Raw genomic sequence first — 15,978 nt, 5'->3', positions numbered from 1 at the left:
CGAGGAATCTTATGGGAAAAGTAATAGGTATCGACCTTGGGACTACCAACTCTTGTGTTGCGGTCATGGAAGGTAAAGAACCAAAGGTAATAGAAAATGCAGAAGGTGAAAGAACTACGCCGTCAATAATAGCTTTTGCAAACGGCGAAAAATTAGTCGGGCAATCTGCTAAGAGGCAAGCAGTAACTAACCCTCGCAATACTATATATGCGGTAAAGCGATTAATCGGTAGAAATTTTATCGATCCTATGGTTAGGAAAGACCAAGGTATTGTACCGTATAATATAGTTAAAGCCGATAACGGGGATGCATGGGTCGAAGCGGATAATAATAAATATTCACCAAGTCAAATTAGTGCATTCATTTTACAAAAAATGAAAGAAACTGCTGAGAATTATTTAGGAGACAAAGTAACACAAGCAGTAATTACCGTACCTGCTTATTTTAATGATGCACAGCGTCAAGCAACGAAAGACGCCGGTAAAATAGCAGGTCTTGAGGTCCTGAGAATAATCAACGAGCCGACTGCTGCAGCTCTTGCTTACGGTTTCGAGAAATCGGCAAGTAAAACTATTGCAGTATACGATCTTGGCGGCGGAACATTCGATGTTTCAATTCTTGAGATCGCTGACGGTGTTTTTGAAGTGAAATCAACAAACGGCGATACATTCCTTGGCGGTGAAGATTTCGATACAAGAATATTAAACCATTTAATAGATGTATTCAAAAAAGAAAACGGTATAGATTTAAGTAAAGATCCTTTAGCACTTCAACGTTTGAAAGAAGCCGCGGAAAAAGCTAAGAAAGAGCTATCTTCTGCAGTAACTACCGATATTAATTTACCTTATATTACGGCTGATAGTAGCGGTCCAAAACACTTAAATATTAAATTTACTAGAGCTGAACTAGAAAAATTAGTAGATGATTTAATTGAAAAAACAATTGAGCCTTGCCGTAAAGCATTACAGGATGCAGGTTTTAAAGCTTCTGATATTCAAGAAGTAATATTAGTAGGCGGTATGACTAGAATGCCGAAAGTACAAGAAGCCGTAAAAAAATTCTTCGGACGTGAGCCGCATAAAGGCGTAAATCCCGATGAGGTTGTAGCTCTCGGTGCTGCTATTCAAGGCGGAGTACTTAATAAAGAAGTAACGGATATATTATTATTAGACGTTACACCTCTATCCCTTGGCATTGAAACTCTTGGCGGCGTATTTACAAGATTAATTGATCGTAATACTACTATACCTACTAAGAAAAGTCAGATATTCTCAACTGCTGATGATAACCAGCATGCCGTAACTATTAGAGTATTCCAAGGTGAACGTGAAATGGCAAAAGATAATAAATTACTTGGTCAGTTTAATCTCGAAGGTATACCTCTTGCACCAAGAGGTTTGCCACAAATAGAAGTAACGTTTGACATTGATGCTAACGGAATAGTACATGTTTCAGCTAAAGATAAAGCAAGCGGTAAAGAGCAGAAAGTAACTATTCAAGCTTCCGGTGGTCTTAGCGATGCGGAAATTGAACAAATGGTTAAAGATGCCGAACAAAATGCTGATGAAGACAAAAAGCGTAAGGAACTTATTGAAGCAAAAAATGCTGCCGATAGTTTAGTTTATTCTACTGAAAAAACTCTTACAGAATATGGCGATAAATTATCATCAGACGATAAAGGAGCTGTTGAAGAAGCACTAGCCGCTTTAAAAGCCGTGCTTGAGTCGGAAGATACTGCTTTGATTAAAGAAAAGACCGAAAGTTTAACTGCAGCTAGCATGAAAATCGGTGAAGCGATGCATAAAGCACAAAGCGAGAGCCAACCTGCTGCAAAAAGCGCCACTAATGATGAAAAAATAGTAGATGCCGACTTTCAAGATGTAGAGAAGAAGTAGAAGTAATTTCGTCATTGCAAGGAGCGAAGCGACGTGGCAATCTCGTTAAATATCCTGAGATTGCTTTGTCAAATTACTATGTAATTTTCCTCGTAATGACGTTACAATCTCATTTTATAAATTAACTTATGTCACAAAATTATTACCAAATACTAGGGGTTAGTAAAACAGCTAGCCAAGCTGACCTTAAAAAAGCCTACCTCAAGCTAGCCAAGCAATATCACCCTGATACTACTGATGCTAAAGATGCTGAAAAGAAATTTAAAGAAATCAATGCCGCTTATGATGTTCTAAAAGATGAGCAAAAAAGAGCTGCTTATGACCGTTTGGGACACGATGCTTTTCAAAATCAACAATCACGAGGGGGAGGAGGAAATCATGGCGGTTTTCACCCTGACATTAACGACATATTCGGTGACTTCTTTAGCGACTTTATGGGAGGCAGCAGAAGATCATCACGCCCAACTTCAGCTAAAGTTAGAGGCTCAGATTTAAAATATAATCTGACAATTAACCTAGAGGAAGCATTTCACGGTATAGAAAAAAATATTAGCTTTTCTAGCGCAGTAAAATGCGATACTTGTCACGGTAGCGGTTCTGAAAAAGGTGAAACCGTAACTACTTGCGATGCTTGCAGCGGTGTTGGAGCGACTAGAATGCAGCAAGGATTCTTTACGATCGAACAAGCTTGTCATAAATGCCAAGGTAACGGACACATTATAAAAAATCCTTGCAAGAAATGTCATGGCATGGGACGTTACCATAAACAACGAAATTTATCGGTAAACATTCCTGCCGGTGTTGAAAACGGTACTAGAATAAGACATACCGGAGAAGGGGAAGCAGGTATTAGAGGCGGTAATAGCGGTGATTTATACGTTGATATAACAATAAAACCACATGATATTTATAAAGTAGACGGAGCAAATCTACATTGTAAACTACCTATTAGTTTTGTGAATGCTGCTCTTGGAGGAGAGATAGAAGTACCGGTAATTGAAGGTGGAAAAGTAAACCTAACAATTCCTGCAGGCACACAAAACGGTGATCAATTAAGGCTACGCAGCAAAGGTATGTCTAAAATGAGATCAACTATTAGGGGTGATATGCTTACGCATATTCATGTCGAAGTACCTAAAAATTTATCTAAAAGACAACGTGAATTACTAGAAGAATTCAAAAAAGAATCCATAAATGAAAAAGAAAATGACGGCAGCTTTTTTAATAAAATGAAAAGTCTGTGGTCGTAAATTTTATTTACCTTTCCTATAGCAATGAAACCTCCAATATTATAAAATATTATTTGCATAATATTACCGGAGGTTTTTATGCCTTATAAGAATAATAACGATTTACCTGATTCAGTTAAAAATCATCTTCCGAGCCATGCTAAGGATATTTATCGCGAAGCTTTTAATCATGGCATTTGAACCATATAAGGATGCCGATAAAAGACGTGGAAATGACTCTAGAGAGACAGTTGCACATAAAGTAGCATGGTCGGCCGTAGAAAAAAATACCATAAAAATGATAAAGGACATTGGATAGAGAAATAAGTCCAAGAATATAGACCTATTCTTCTAGGGGTAATTTGTACGTCGATCCGGTACTCGAATCCTTACGTACAAGTGTACGCTGCGATTCTGCATTCTGTGTTTCCCTCAAATTCCTCCCTATAAACTAGTTTCTGAATAGGTCTAATCTATAAGTTTGTGAGATTTTAAATTGAGTCCTTGAAATTCTGTAAGCCTATATGTATATTTAGTTATTAACTGAATTTAAGTTCTTATGAAATTAACAAAATTATTGAGTACCCTTTTAGTTATAGGGTTAGTTTTAGGCGGGTGCAAAAACAAAAAAAACAGTGATGACATAGTAGTCCCTATCGCTACCCTTTATAATGAAGGTATTACCTTATTGGAAAAGAAAAAATATAAGAACGCTGCAGAAGAATTCGGAAGAGTATTGTACCAGCATCCAGGTAATGAAATGACGCCGCAAGCCGAATTGATGCAGGCTTATTCTTTATTTCTCGCCGCTCAATATGAAGAAGCGGTTGATGTGCTTGATATGTTCATTAAGTTGCACCCTGCAAATGTTGACATTGCTTATGCATATTACCTTAAAGCATTATCATATTATATGTTAATTTCAGACGTAAATCATGATCAATCTAGAACTTTCCTAGCTAAAGATAGTTTTGAAGACGTAATAGCAAAATTCCCAAATACTAAATATGCTATTGATTCATCTTTAAAAATTGACCTAGTAAACGATCATTTAGCAGGTAAAGAGATGACGGTAGGGCGCTTTTACTTAAAGAAAAAGAATCCGATGGCAGCTATAAATAGATTTGAAGAGGTAATTGATAATTATCAAACTACTTCTCACTCGGTAGAAGCTCTTTACCGTTTAGCCGAGAGTTATATGATGCTTGGACTTCCGGATGAAGCAAAAAAATATGCCTCAGTGCTAGGTTACAACTATCCTGATAGTCAATGGTATAGTTATGCGTACAGGCTAGTTCAGAACCACCAAAATTAAGCGGCATATGTTCTACAGTCTCTCAGTTAAAAACTTCATTCTGATAGACGAGCTGGAAATTGAGTTTAATAAAGGTTTATGTGTTATTACCGGTGAAACGGGAGCCGGTAAATCTATTTTACTTGATGCTATTTTATTTTGCTTAGGTTATAAAACTTCAAATAATATAATAAAGCGTGGAAAAGATTACGCTGTTGTTAATATACTATTCTCTTTAAATGAAGAAATAAAAAATTTTCTGGTTCAAAATTTGATTGAACCTGAAGAGTTATTGTTTGTAAAGTGTCTGCAAAAAGCCGAAGGACGAAAAAATTTTTTCATTAATAATCAAGTGGTTACTAAAGCTCTTATGCAGCAATTAGCTACTTATTTATTCGAGCTTCATGGACAAAATAATAATATTTCTCTTCTAGCAGCAAATACGCAGCGTGATATTTTAGATAGTTATGGAAATCTTTTGGACTTTCGAGCGGAGCTTTCCAACTGCTATCAGGCTTGGCAAAATACTCGGAAAGAAATAGCCGCAATAACACTTAAACAAAATTCTATAGAACAAGAAATTGATTATTTGAGCTTTGCAACGGAAGAATTAACTAAACTGAACATTCAAACAGGTGAAGAAGAACAATTAGCAAATCTACGAAAAGATTTGCAAAATAAAGATAAGGATTTACAGCTAATAAAAGATATTCTAGAACAGATTAATAACCCTGAAATAAATACATCGATTAATAGAGCAGAGAAATTATTAGCAAGGCAAGGCAACAATGAGCGTTTTGAAGCTATCATTACAAGTTTAGAGGAAGCCTATAATAATCTAGAAGAAGCACGCCAAGAATTATCAAATCTGTTAGATAGTTTCAATTGTGAGGAATATAATCTTGAAGAAACAGAAGAAAGATTATTTTTAATAAAAGCTATTAGCCGTAAATATAATGTTCCTGCTGATGCGTTAGGTGTATTTTTAGATAAATCTTTAGAGCAGCTCAGTATATTAAAAAACAAAATAGCAAATAGTAATGAGTTGAAAGCTCAAGAAGTACTACTGCAGAAAAAATATTATGAACTAGCGAGTAATTTATCTGCAAAGCGTCTTATTGTTGCAAAACATCTAGAAGAATCGTTGCATCAGGAGCTAAAGCAGCTTAAAATGGCGAAAGCAATTTTTGAGATTGAGATAAATGCTAAAGAACCAACAGCCAACGGTAATGACGATATTGTGTTTAAAGCGTCTACTAACCCGGGAACGGCAGCTGCAGCAATTAATAAAATCGCTTCCGGCGGTGAATTATCAAGATTCATGTTAGCTTTAAAAACTTCTTTGTTTGATAAAATGGTAAAACCATCTATTATATTTGATGAAATAGATGTCGGGATTGGCGGAGAGGTCGCAGATAAAGTAGGTGAGCGATTAAAAAAACTTAGTAGCGTTACTCAAGTAATAGTTATTACGCACCAGCCGCAAGTAGCAGGTAAAGCGGATTTGCATATAAAAATCGAGAAAACACAGCTAGAGAAAGAAACGAAAGTAACGGTAAAAGCTTTAAATTTAGCTGAAAGACAGGAGGAACTCGCCCGCATGATTTCAGGTAAAACAATCACCAAAGCAAGTTTAAAAGCAGCAAAGGAATTGTTGCATTTGTAATAGACACTAGCGGTACGGTTTTTATGTCATTCCTGCGAAAGCGAGAATCCAAAAAAATAACCTTAATATTGCTACAAGAAATTACATATTAATTAACAAATAAACCTATAAAAAACAAGTTTTTTATAGGTTTTACTGGATTCCCGCTTTCGCGGGAATGACATAATAGGGAACATATGAACCACAACTACACAAAATTAGAAAACGAATTTGCAACCATCTCACATTTTAATAATATCTTGAGCATATTATACTGGGATGTTGACGTAAATATGCCTATGGGTTCAGGTGAGAGTAGGACAAACGAAATAGTAACTTTAACGTCGCTAGTTCATTCTATGCTCAAATCTCCTATTCTAAAGGAGCTACTTAGCAAGGCAAAAGAAGAATCAAAGAACCTTGATGAATGGCAGAATGGTAATATTAGAGAGATTGAGAGAAAAGTAACAGATGCAAATTGTATTGACGAGCAGCTACAAAAGAAATTGGTAGCAGCTACTACTAAAGCCGCACTTGTTTGGCGAGAAGCAAGAAAACATAACGACTATAATTTATTCAAATCACACTTACAAAAAGTCTTAGATTATACGAAAGAAGTTGCTAAAGTACGAGCAGATGCTTTTAATTGCGGATTATACGACTCATTAATAGATATGTTTGATCCAAGCAGAAAAAGTAGCGAGATCAAACAAGTTTTTTCAGTACTTAAAAAAGAACTCCCGCAGCTCATAAATAAAGTTTTAGAAAAACAGAAAACCGAGAAAGAACTAGTAAAACACAGCAAACTAGCTCCTGAAATACAAAAGCGTATCGGAAAACGCATTATGGGAATTATGCAGTTTGATCTAACAAAAGGACGATTAGACGAATCGACGCATCCTTTTTGCAGTGGAACTCCAAACGATATACGTTTAACTACTAGGTATGATAAAGATAATTTCATAAGCGGTTTAATGGGAATTATTCACGAAACAGGACATGCTTTATATGAGCAGAATCTACCGGAAATGTATAAAGGGCAGCCTGTTGGGCTTGCTAAAGGTATGGCATTCCATGAAAGCCAATCTTTATTTATGGAAATGCAAGTAGGTAGATCAAGAGAATTTACCGAATTTTTAGCTAAATTACTTAGAGACGAATTTGCTGTTAAAAGCGAAGAATATTCAGCAGCAAGTTTATATAGAAAAATTACAAGAGTGACGCCTGATTTTATAAGAGTAGATGCAGATGAAGTAACTTATCCGATGCACGTAATATTACGTTTTGAGATAGAGGAAATGCTTATCAATGGCGACTTGAATCTCGATGAATTACCAAGCTGTTGGGATAGTAAGATGCAGGAATATTTAGGCGTTAAACCGGTAAGTTTTAGTAACGGCTGTCTTCAAGATATTCATTGGTCACACGGAAATTTCGGTTACTTTCCCGCCTATACAAACGGTGCAATTATCGCATCAATGGTGATGAAAAAAGTAAAAGAGATGCATTCAAATATAAAAGATGATATATTAAAGGGTGATTTTAGTAATCTAAATAATTATCTAAATAAGAATTTTAGAAATCTCGGTTCGTTAAAAAATTCAGCCGATTTATTAAAAAGTGCTAGCGGTGAGGAAAAAATCAGCCCTGAGGTGTATATAAGATATTTAGAAGGGAAGTATTTATAGTAATAAAATCGTTGCGAGGAAATTACGCAGTAATTGACGAAGCAATCTCGGAAGAATTGCTGAAATTGCCACGCTCCTTGCAGTCGCTTGCAATGACGGCTTATGACAACAACTAAACAATACAAACAATAATATGGAAGAAGACTTTAAAACAACAGATTATTTATTTGGCGGGAATGCTGTTTTTGTTGAAGCGCTATATAAGCAATATCTAGCCAACCCTGCCTCGGTTGATCAAACTTGGCAAGAATTTTTTGCCGGCATTAAGGATAATAATACTTTACTCAATAAAAGTACGGCAAAAATAATTATCCCTGATGAAATAAAAAAAGAATCGTTAAATAATAATTTATCTTCTGAAGACTTAAATAGTTTAAAAGCTAAGGAAATGATCAATGCTTATCGCAAGCATGCTCACTATTTAGCGAATCTTGATCCGCTTGGTCTTGAGCTACGTAAAACAAAAAATGATTTAAAGCTTAATATAGAAACTTTTGGTCTTGATAGCGGTCAGCTAGAAGAAAATATCAATATTACGGATGAATTTGTCGGTACTTGGAACTGTAAATTATCTGAATTAGTAACCAAGTTCGATAAAGTTTATACAGGCTCTATAGGTGTAGAGTTTGAGCAAATAGAAAATGTAGCAGGAAAAAACTGGTTATATAATAAGCTAGAAAGCGAAGTTACGTTTTCTTCTGAAGACAAAAAAACTATCTTAAATGATTTAGTAGAAGTAGAAGGGTTTGAGCAGTATTTACATACAAAATTTCCTGGAGCTAAGCGTTTTTCCATTGAGGGTGGTGATGCTTCTATAGTTGCTATGAGTAAAGCTATAGATTTATCCATGCATCAGGGCGTCTCAGAAATCGTTATCGGTATGGCACATCGAGGGAGATTAAACACTCTAACTAAAGTAGTAGGTAAGCCATATAAAGCCGTTATTGCTGGCTTCATAAGCGGCAGCGTATTTCCTGATGAGCTAAATGTTTCAGGCGATGTAAAATACCATTTAGGCTATTCGTCCGATAGAACTCTAGAGGATAAGAAAATACACTTGTCGCTAGCCGATAACCCTTCACATTTAGAAGCGGTAAATCCTATAGTTGCAGGAAAAGTAAGAGCAAAGCAAGATATTCTTGGAGATACTAAACGCAGCAAAGTCAAAGCTATCTTAGTGCATGGCGATGCTGCTTTTTGCGGTCAGGGCGTGGTTGCCGAGAGTCTATCAATGTCACCTTTAGCTGCTTATGATATCGGCGGGATATTGCATTTCGTCATTAATAATCAGTTAGGTTTTACGGCTAACGCTGCAGATACTAGAGCTAGTAGATATTCTACGGAGTTTGCTAAAATCATAGCTGCCCCGATTTTACACGTTAACGGTGACGATATAGAAGCAGTGTTAAAAGCCACCAATATTGCGGTAGAATACAGGCAGAAATTTGGTAAGGATATTGTAGTAGAAATTATTTGTTACCGTAAATATGGGCATAATGAGGGCGATGAGCCGATGTATACTCAAGGCAAGATGTATAACATTATTAAAAACAAACTGACCCCTGGAAATATTTACGCAAATGAGTTAGTAAAAAGCGGTGTAATCGACAATAATTATTTTGCTAAGTTAAAAGAAGAATTTAAAGCAAAACTAGATAAGGAATATGAGCAGGCAAAAAGTTATAAGCAAGAAGCACATTTCTTAGGCGGATTATGGCAAGGTATTTCTCGTACTCGTACACAAGCTACAATAACGGGTATCAGTAAAAAAACATTACACGATTTAGGTACTAAACTATGCGAAATACCGAAAGATTTTGCCGTTAATCCAAAACTTGTAAAACTATTTGAAGCTCGAAAAGCCACTCTAACAGCTGATCAACCTATTGATTGGGCGACGGCAGAGCAGCTAGCTTTTGCAAGCTTACTTGCTTCAGGCACAAATATAAGGCTAACCGGACAAGATTCGGGACGCGGTACTTTCTCGCATCGTCATTCAGTATTGCACAACCAAATTGATGGTACTACCTATATACCTCTAAATAATTTATCTAAAGAACAAGCAAAATACGAGGTAGCCGATAGTAATTTATCTGAATATGCGGTGCTTGGTTTTGAGTATGGTTATTCACTCGCAAACCCAAAAAATTTAGTTTTATGGGAAGCACAATTCGGTGATTTTGCTAATGGAGCTCAGATTATTTTTGACCAGTTTATTTCAAGCAGCGAAACTAAATGGCTTCGTATGAGCGGGCTTGTGGTTTTGTTACCTCATGCATTTGAGGGACAAGGACCGGAGCATAGTTCGGCAAGACTTGAGAGGTTCTTACAACTGGCGGCTGAGAATAATATGTATGTTACATACCCTACTACCCCTGCTTCGATTTTCCATCTGCTACGTCGCCAAATACTTGATGATACCCGTAAACCGTTAATCGTAATGTCGCCGAAATCATTATTACGTCATAAATATGCTGTATCTAAACTTGACGAGCTAGGTGAAAATACTACTTTCTTACCAGTTTTAGACGAAGTAACTAAAGTAGATACAAACAATATTACTAAAGTAATTTTATGCAGCGGTAAGGTATATTACGATCTATTTGAAATGCGTGGCAATAACAGTAATATAGCGATTATTAGGCTTGAGCAATTATACCCTTTTGAAAAAAAACTTGTAGCATCGCTATTAAAAAAATATAATAGGACGCAGGAATTTATTTGGTGTCAGGAAGAACCAAAGAATATGGGCACTTGGTGTTATATAGTTGCTCACTTAAACGATGCTTTAAAAGAAGCAGGAATTAAAAATGAATTCAAATATGTAGGTAGAGAGGAATCAGCCTCTCCAGCAGTAGGTTCGCTGCAAGCACATAATAAACAGCAAGAGAAGCTATTAATGACAGCATTGGGAATATGATTCTTAGGGTATTGCCTAATAATCATCATTGCGAGCGACTAAAAGGAGCGTGGCAATCTCAGGAATTTGCCTGAGATTGCTTCGTCGACGCTTATAGCGTCTTCTCACAATGACGATAAAACTATACAGGGCGATGCTATACAAATATAGGAGTAAAATAAATTATGAGAGTTAAAATTATAGTACCGTCGCTTGGGGAGTCCATAACGGAAGCAACTATTGCCAAATGGTATAAGAAAGAAGGCGATTCGGTTAAAACCGATGAATTACTGTTAGAAATCGAAACCGAAAAAGTGACTTTAGAAGTTAATGCTCCTTGCAATGGTACTATAGGTAAAATATCGAAAACTGACGGTGCAAATGTAGCAGTTGGCGAAGAAATAGGCGAAATAAATGAAGGAGCATCTGCAAATACTGCCGGTACTAATAATGAATCTGCTAAAACTCAAGCAGTAACACAACCTACTTCAGAAAAACCGGCCGTGGCTAATAATACTCTTGCTCCTTCTGTACAAAAATTAGTTACCGAAAATAAGCTTGACCCCAATAATATAAAAGGAACAGGTAGAGACGGTAGAATTACCAAAGGTGACGTGCTTGCAACAATAAACACTACGACTACTTCTGCTCCTGCAATAAGTAAATCTAATGAAGAAAGAGTGCAGCGTGTTCGTATGTCACGCTTGCGTAAAACTATTGCACAGCGTTTAAAAGATTCACAAAATACAGCAGCTATTTTGACTACTTTTAATGAAATCGATATGTCAAAAGTAATTGCTTTGCGTAATCAATATAAAGAAGAGTTTGAGAAAAAGCACGCTGTGAAACTTGGGTTTATGTCTTTCTTTGTTAAAGCAACAATTGAAGCTTTAAAGCTTATTCCGTCGGTAAATGCTGAAATAGATGGCGATGATTTAGTATATAAAAATTACTATGATATAGGTGTAGCTGTCGGAACAGAGCAAGGGCTTGTTGTACCGGTTGTTAGGGATGCCGATAAAATGGGATTTGCCGAAGTGGAGAAAACTATAGGAATTTTGGCTAAACAAGCTCGTGATGGTAAGCTTTCTATGGCTGATTTGTCAGGTGGGACATTCTCGATTTCTAATGGAGGCGTATATGGCTCATTATTATCTACACCAATTATTAATCCTCCTCAATCAGGTATTCTAGGCTTACATAAAACCGAGGAAAGAGCTGTAGTTATAGACGGTAAAATTGAAATACGTCCGATGATGTATATAGCTTTATCTTACGATCATCGTATAATTGACGGGAAAGAAGGAGTATCGTTCTTGGTAAAAATTAAGCAGCTTATTGAGAATCCTGAAAAGTTATTGTTAAATTTGTAAAAAATTGTCATTGCGAGCAGCCGTAGGCTGCGTGGCAATCTCATGAAATCATAACAAACTCCTGAGATTGCTTCGTCAATTACTTCGTAATTTTCCTCACAATGACGTGGTCCCGTTTTTACTCTTTGCAAAAAAAGTAAAATCATTCAAAGAAAGGAAGTATATAATAATGATAAAATGTACTCGTCGTATTGAGTTCGATGCAGGACATAGAATTATAGAACATCAAAATAAATGTCAATTCCTGCACGGTCATCGCTATGTTCTTGAGATCGCTATAGCCGCAAACAAAACCGATAAACTTGGTATGGTAATCGATTTTGGTTTAATTAAGGATTTAGCTAAAAAATGGATTGATGAAAATTTTGATCATAGCTTAATCCTACATCAAGACGATAAGGAAATGGGGCAGCAAATAGAAAATTGTACCGGTCAAAAAATATATTACATGCAAAATAACCCGACTGCAGAAAATATAGCGATGCATTTAAAGAATGAAATTTTTCCTAAACTTTTCGTAAGTCAAAACTTCTTCGTAACTAGCCTCAAACTATATGAAACACCGAATTGTTTTGTTGAGGTTTAGGCATGCAAGATTGCTGTTTAATTTTAACTACTACTAATGATTTCCAAATTGCCGAGAAAATAGCATCTGTTTTGTTAGAATTAAATCTTACTGCCTGCATTCAAATTGACGATGTCAAAAGTTACTTTAGATGGAATGGTAGAGTAACTTTAGAAACTGAATATAGACTTGTAATTAAAACAAAATCTTCTAATTATAATGAAATTGAAAATAAACTCCTTGAAATTCATAATTATGAATTACCACAAATAATAAAAATAAATATTGACTATGGCTTTCAAAAGTACTTAGAGTGGATTAATCAAAATAATAAATAAACTTATAGTTGAGTAAATTTAAAAATTAAGTAAGTAAATTATGAAATTATGGCAAAAAGTTACCTTAGGGTTAATCTTAGGTATTATATTTGGTATATACTTACCACAATATGTTAATTATATTAAACCTATCGGTGACATTTTCTTACGTTTGATAAAAATGATCATTACCCCTTTAATTTTCTTCAGTTTGGTTTCCGGTATCACTAGTATGAATGATAATTCTGCCCTTGGTAGAGTAGGCATGAAAGCGGTAGCCGCTTTTTTAGGTACTACTTTTTTTGCCACGGTTTTTGGACTCACTGTTGCCTTAGTATTAAAGCCAGGAGTAGGCGTACATATAGATTTCACCTCTTCAGGAACGACAAACAGAACTTCATTTAATATAATTGATTTTTTTGTAAATATCGTCCCTGATAATGCTGTTGGGGCTTTTGCAAACGGTGATGTCTTACAAGTTGTATTTTTTGCTATTTTTGTTGGAATTACCTTAAACAAAATGAAATCTATCGGTGAACCTATTACTGATTTAATTCATGTAATGTCAAAATTAATATTAAAAATGATATCGTTTGTTATTCAATTATCCCCTTACGGTGCTTTTGCTTTAACAGGCTGGATTGTAGGCATGCAGGGAGTTGAGGTAATGATTAGTTTATCAAAACTTGTTGTAGCGGTAGTTGTGGCGATGACATTCCAATATCTAGTTTTTGGCTTACTTATATGTGTATTCTGTCGTGTTTCACCTATACCTTTTTATAAGAAAAGTTTTGAGTATCAGATACTTGCTTTTTCTACTTCAAGCAGTAAGGCAACTCTTGCAACTACTATGCAAGTTTGTCGTGCAAAGCTTGGCATTTCAGAGTCTAGTACTTCGTTCGTACTTCCGATAGGTGCGTCAATTAATATGGACGGCTTTGCTATAAATTTATCTCTTACCACCATATTTTTTGCTCAGATGATGGGAGTAACGCTTGCTCCTCACGACTATTTAGTCATTATTCTCACCTCAACACTTGGATCTATCGGTGGTGCCGGTATTCCCGGTGCCTCTTTGATAATGCTTCCTATGGTTCTTTCTTCGGTTCACTTACCTATAGAGGGAGTAGCAATTATTGCTGGTATTGACCGAATACTTGATATGCTACGTACTACTATCAATATTACCGGCGATGCAACAATTACTATGATTATAGATAACAGCGAAAATACTTTAGATAAGGAAGTATATTTATCTTAATGATATTGCTAACTAAGACCAGACATTGTCATTGCGAGCAACTATAAGCATTGTTGTCTGAATTGAAAAATGCGTTTTATGTCATTCCCGCGAAAGCGGGAATCCAAGGAAAAGCGAAATTAAAATATAGTTATCAAAAAGAAGATAATAGAATAGAATTTTTACAAGGTGATTCTAATAAAGTAGAGGCAATATTCCCAAAAGAAAAAATATCTGAAATAGTACATCCTATACTTTGAATAGAAGATACTCATATCAATACTATAGGTATTTTAGAATATTTTTGAAGAAGGGGATTATTTCATCATTGAAGATACTAATATTGACTATAATAATGCGTGCTATGATGTTTGGAGGAAAATTTTAGATGAAAAAACTTGTATAGCAACATTAGAAAATTTAAACAATAAAATCGTTAGATTAACTAGCTGGTTGAAAGAAAACAAAGATTTATATTTAGTAGATACAAAATATGTAAATTATACAAAAGAAATTAAAGATGCCGTAAATAATAATGCAGAAATTATACATATAAAAAATATCAATCAAAAAAATTATAATATAATGACTCCCTATGACGGTGAGGTACAGATTAGCGGAATAGAAGAATTAATTTGTCATATGTATGGAGTAATAGGGATAATTGGTAGTTTGCCTGTATTATATAAAGAAGATAAGAATATTATTAGAGCAGTAGCACCAAGACGTAATTCGCATAATGAACATAGCTCTCAACGCCGTATAATGATTGAGATTGGCATGTAAATGCTGCATACCGTCCAAATGACCAAGAAGAGTGATAACTTATCTCCTATAGTTGACTACTTAATTTTGGGGATTGTACATAAAGGACATGAGAATCTACCTATAGTATATATTAGCCTTAAAGATATATTAAATCAATTGAGCTACCAAGATATCTTAATCGGGCTAACAACATCGCAGTCGTAGACTGCATGGCACGCCCCAAAAAATAATAAAAAAAATTCTGTAAATCAGAATTTTTTCTCTTCCTTACTTCGTCAATTGCTATGCAATTTTCTTGCAATGACAGAGATAGAACATAAGGCAGAAAATTAAGATAGGTTTTTATCCTAACTTGTGAAGTATAAATAGAAACGCTACAAAAATTTAACGGTGAGAATTGAGAAGCTTTTTTATTGCTTTTCTTTGTTTTGAGTCTTTATGCTATTTCTTTCTTTTATAATTTTCAGTTTAGTTTTAAATGGAACAACAAATAAAGCAGTATAGTATTCTACGTCAGAAGCATGTAAAGTTCTATTAGCATCCACCGCTATCTAATCTCAAGCTCTTTTCCCTTTGCAATCTTTAATTTTTTGATCCGCTCCATATTCTAATAAAATACGAGTAGGTTCAACATTAAGATATGATGATGTAAGGGAAGTCATTCCGGTTTTAGAATTTTGAACATTAGGATTAACACCTAACGTAAGCAAAAGTTTTATTAAATCAAGATTATTTCTTTCTGCGGCTAGCATCATTCCGGTAATACCGTCTTCATATCTTAAATTAGGACTCATTCCCTGATTAATTAAAAGTTTGGCAATTTCCGGCTTCATAAATCCTATATTTATATGGATTAAATTCATAGGTGCACCACACTTTAATAAAAAATCGGCAATTTTTATATTATTATTCGATATAGCATAATCTAAAGGAGTCCAGCCCAAGTATGGTTGATTTACTCCATATCCCTAATCTAATATTTTTTTACTTCATCAATATTATCCGCTTTAATAGCATTTGCTATCGGTGTAATTGGATTTTCGACTTTTTGATCATACTCAACAC

At 35.2% G+C, this 15,978-nt stretch carries 14 protein-coding genes and 2 pseudogenes; 14 read left to right on the top strand and 2 right to left on the bottom strand.

Going from position 1 to position 15,978, the window contains the following annotated elements; genetic code table 11:
* Positions 1-11: 11 nt before the first annotated feature.
* The 4 genes from dnaK to RAF_RS07380 all read left to right on the top strand — a co-directional run bounded on the left by dnaK (position 12) and on the right by RAF_RS07380 (position 3,443).
* Positions 12-1,895 (top strand): molecular chaperone DnaK, encoded by a 1,884-nt coding sequence (gene dnaK, locus RAF_RS01230; protein ID WP_012719451.1) that lies wholly within the window; start codon positions 12-14, stop codon positions 1,893-1,895.
* 128 nt (positions 1,896-2,023) lie between these two features.
* Complete coding sequence (gene dnaJ, locus RAF_RS01225; RefSeq protein ID WP_004996543.1) at positions 2,024-3,145, top strand: molecular chaperone DnaJ; 1,122 nt, start codon at positions 2,024-2,026, stop codon at positions 3,143-3,145.
* Positions 3,146-3,223: 78 nt separating this feature from the next.
* Positions 3,224-3,325, top strand: coding sequence for a ChaB family protein (locus tag RAF_RS10685; RefSeq protein WP_014410415.1), 102 nt, complete (start codon positions 3,224-3,226; stop codon positions 3,323-3,325).
* The gene (locus tag RAF_RS07380; RefSeq protein ID WP_004996545.1) at positions 3,315-3,443 is read left to right on the top strand and encodes a hypothetical protein; all 129 of its coding nucleotides are present in this window, start codon (positions 3,315-3,317) and stop codon (positions 3,441-3,443) included. The genes RAF_RS10685 and RAF_RS07380 overlap by 11 nt, the downstream gene beginning before the upstream one ends.
* A 30-nt stretch (positions 3,444-3,473) precedes the next feature.
* Here RAF_RS07380 and RAF_RS07375 read toward each other — a convergent pair.
* Positions 3,474-3,582, bottom strand: a pseudogene (locus RAF_RS07375) (palindromic element RPE1 domain-containing protein); the annotation flags it as partial.
* Positions 3,583-3,683: 101 nt separating this feature from the next.
* Between RAF_RS07375 and RAF_RS01215 the strand changes: the two are divergent.
* The 10 genes and pseudogenes from RAF_RS01215 (at position 3,684) to RAF_RS10500 (ending at position 14,918) form a co-directional block, all read left to right on the top strand.
* Positions 3,684-4,439 carry an outer membrane protein assembly factor BamD gene (locus RAF_RS01215; protein WP_012719449.1) on the top strand — a complete coding sequence of 252 codons (756 nt, stop codon included), beginning with the start codon at positions 3,684-3,686 and terminating at the stop codon, positions 4,437-4,439.
* 7 nt (positions 4,440-4,446) lie between these two features.
* Positions 4,447-6,084 (top strand): DNA repair protein RecN, encoded by a 1,638-nt coding sequence (gene recN / locus RAF_RS01210; RefSeq protein WP_012719448.1) that lies wholly within the window; start codon positions 4,447-4,449, stop codon positions 6,082-6,084.
* Between the two features lie 176 nt (positions 6,085-6,260).
* Positions 6,261-7,751: a carboxypeptidase M32 gene (locus RAF_RS01205; RefSeq protein ID WP_012719447.1), complete on the top strand. Its 1,491-nt coding sequence runs from the start codon at positions 6,261-6,263 to the stop codon at positions 7,749-7,751.
* Positions 7,752-7,884: 133 nt separating this feature from the next.
* Positions 7,885-10,671, top strand: coding sequence for a 2-oxoglutarate dehydrogenase E1 component (locus RAF_RS01200; RefSeq protein ID WP_012719446.1), 2,787 nt, complete (start codon positions 7,885-7,887; stop codon positions 10,669-10,671).
* Between the two features lie 164 nt (positions 10,672-10,835).
* Positions 10,836-12,023, top strand: coding sequence for a 2-oxoglutarate dehydrogenase complex dihydrolipoyllysine-residue succinyltransferase (gene odhB / locus RAF_RS01195; RefSeq protein ID WP_012719445.1), 1,188 nt, complete (start codon positions 10,836-10,838; stop codon positions 12,021-12,023).
* A gap of 169 nt (positions 12,024-12,192) precedes the next feature.
* Positions 12,193-12,609 (top strand): 6-pyruvoyl trahydropterin synthase family protein, encoded by a 417-nt coding sequence (locus RAF_RS01190; protein WP_029374620.1) that lies wholly within the window; start codon positions 12,193-12,195, stop codon positions 12,607-12,609.
* A gap of 2 nt (positions 12,610-12,611) precedes the next feature.
* Positions 12,612-12,926 carry a divalent-cation tolerance protein CutA gene (gene cutA / locus RAF_RS01185; protein ID WP_012719443.1) on the top strand — a complete coding sequence of 105 codons (315 nt, stop codon included), beginning with the start codon at positions 12,612-12,614 and terminating at the stop codon, positions 12,924-12,926.
* 40 nt (positions 12,927-12,966) lie between these two features.
* The gene (locus tag RAF_RS01180; RefSeq protein WP_012719442.1) at positions 12,967-14,166 is read left to right on the top strand and encodes a dicarboxylate/amino acid:cation symporter; all 1,200 of its coding nucleotides are present in this window, start codon (positions 12,967-12,969) and stop codon (positions 14,164-14,166) included.
* Between the two features lie 53 nt (positions 14,167-14,219).
* A complete protein-coding gene (locus RAF_RS01175) occupies positions 14,220-14,405 on the top strand; it encodes a hypothetical protein (protein WP_014013930.1) in 186 nt (61 codons plus the stop codon).
* A gap of 325 nt (positions 14,406-14,730) precedes the next feature.
* Positions 14,731-14,918, top strand: a pseudogene (locus RAF_RS10500) (hypothetical protein).
* A gap of 552 nt (positions 14,919-15,470) precedes the next feature.
* Here the strand turns inward: RAF_RS10500 and RAF_RS01155 are convergent.
* The gene (locus tag RAF_RS01155) at positions 15,471-15,857 is read right to left on the bottom strand and encodes an ankyrin repeat domain-containing protein (protein ID WP_012719440.1); all 387 of its coding nucleotides are present in this window, start codon (positions 15,855-15,857) and stop codon (positions 15,471-15,473) included.
* Between the last annotated feature and the right edge of the window lie 121 nt (positions 15,858-15,978).

It is taken from the genome of Rickettsia africae ESF-5 (assembly GCF_000023005.1).
Lineage (GTDB): Bacteria > Pseudomonadota > Alphaproteobacteria > Rickettsiales > Rickettsiaceae > Rickettsia > Rickettsia rickettsii.
Note: the sequence above shows the minus strand (reverse complement) of the source record. Positions and strands in the feature narration are given on the sequence as shown.